Annotated in this window: 2 protein-coding genes; both read left to right on the forward strand. The window is 63.3% G+C overall.

Translation table 11 applies throughout. The features are described 5' to 3' along the window. Positions 1-143: 143 nt before the first annotated feature. Entirely contained in the window at positions 144-563 is a 420-nt protein-coding gene (locus tag ACZ3TS_RS42925; RefSeq protein WP_467628679.1) for an ASCH domain-containing protein, read from the forward strand. A gap of 157 nt (positions 564-720) precedes the next feature. Next, a complete protein-coding gene (locus ACZ3TS_RS42930; protein WP_467628682.1) occupies positions 721-1,614 on the forward strand; it encodes an IS982 family transposase in 894 nt (297 codons plus the stop codon). Positions 1,615-1,637: the final 23 nt, after the last annotated feature.

Here is a 1,637-nt window from a genome sequence, read left to right on the forward strand (position 1 = left end):
TTCTCTAGACGAGTAGTTCCGATGTCTGGTGTCCGCTCTCACTTATCTTGCTGATTCTCAGTGGAGTTGAGCATCGATCTGCTTCTTCTGCCATGGTGAAAAGGCGTGAGTCTCCAGGTCACAGGCTCGATAGCCTGCGTGGCATGAACCTCAATGATCTTCCCCTGGCGGAGTTCGCGTTCCCCGGTCCGCTGCGGGACCAACTGGTCGCCGCGATCCTGTCCGGCGCCAAGACCTCTACCTCCGGGCTGGTGCTGGAATACGAGCGAGAGAACGAGCCGTTGCCCAAGGTCGGCCGACACGAGGCCGTGGTCGACTCCGAAGGGCGGCGGGTCGCGGCGATCGAAATCACCGTGGTCCGGGTAGTCCGACTCGCCGACGTTGACCTGCAGCACGCCCTCGACGAGGGCGAAGGCTTCAAGTCGGTGGCCGAGTGGCGGGCTGAGCACGAAGGGTTCTGGCACAGCGCGGAGATGCGCGGGGAACTGGGCGATCCCGATTTCACCGTCGACGACGACACCCAGGTGCTGGCCCAGCGCTTCCGGCTGGTGCACACGGCCTAACGGGCTCCAGCAATCACCAGAACCACTGAGAACGATCAACCTCATCGCGTCTCATTGGAACTGATCAGCCCAGCTGATCACGGCTCGACCGACCATCGAACGAGTCAGAACGGACATCTGGCTGCGGAAACGGGACGAGGACTCCCAAGATCCGTGTGTGACGACAGACCTGGAAGCCCTCTTGACCGCACTCTACGTGAAGATCGATGACGAGATCGGAGGAACCCGATGGATGGGCGCGCCGCCGCTACTGAGCGACAGCGAGTTGGTCTGTCTGGCGGTCGCGCAGGCGCTGCTCGGGTTCCACTCCGAGGCCCGATGGTTGCGGTACGCGAACAAGCACCTGTCCGGTATGTTCCCGTACCTGCCGCTGCGGCCCGGCTACAACAGGCGTCTGCGGTCCGCGCTTCCGCTGGTCAAGCGCATGATCCGGGAGCTGGCCATGGACAGCGACTTCTGGTTCGACAACCACTGGATCGTGGACTCGACACCAGTCCCGTGCGGGATGTCGCGCCCGACCGTGCAGCGGTCGGACCTGGCCGGTTGGGCGCAATACGGCTACTGCGCGTCACACTCTCGGTTCTTCTGGGGACTTCGGCTCTACCTGGTCTGCACGCCCACGGGGATGCCGATCATGTGGGCGCTGGCGTCCGCGAAGATCGGCGAGCGCGAGGTGCTGTCCGCGATGTTGGAGGTCGACGCCGACTTGGTCGCCGAACGCGAGGGCATCCTGCTCATCTCGGACAAGGGCTTCGCGTCCAAACCGTTCGAGCGGGAGCTCCTCGATCAAGGCATCGAGCTGTTGCGGCCTTCGCGCAAGCGCGAGAAGGAACGGTACGGCGAGCCGATGCTCAAGAAGGTCCGCCAGCTAATCGAGTCGGTCAACGACACCCTCAAGGGGCAACTTGACCTGGAACAACACGGGGGGCGGACCTTCGAGGGTGTCTCGATCCGCGTCGCCCAGCGGATCTTGGCGATGGCCGCCGGGATCTGGCACAACAACAAGATCGGTGCACCGGTCACCCGGTCGCTGATCGCCTACGACCACTGATCACATCGGAACTACTCGTCTAG

It is taken from the genome of Streptomyces sp. NPDC022910 (assembly GCF_055561075.1).

What these genes read in the sequence shown, in the direction of transcription:
- ACZ3TS_RS42925 (WP_467628679.1), top strand. Translation starts at nt 144, where the DNA reads ATGAACCTCAATGATCTTCCCCTGGCGGAGTTCGCGTTCCCCGGTCCG.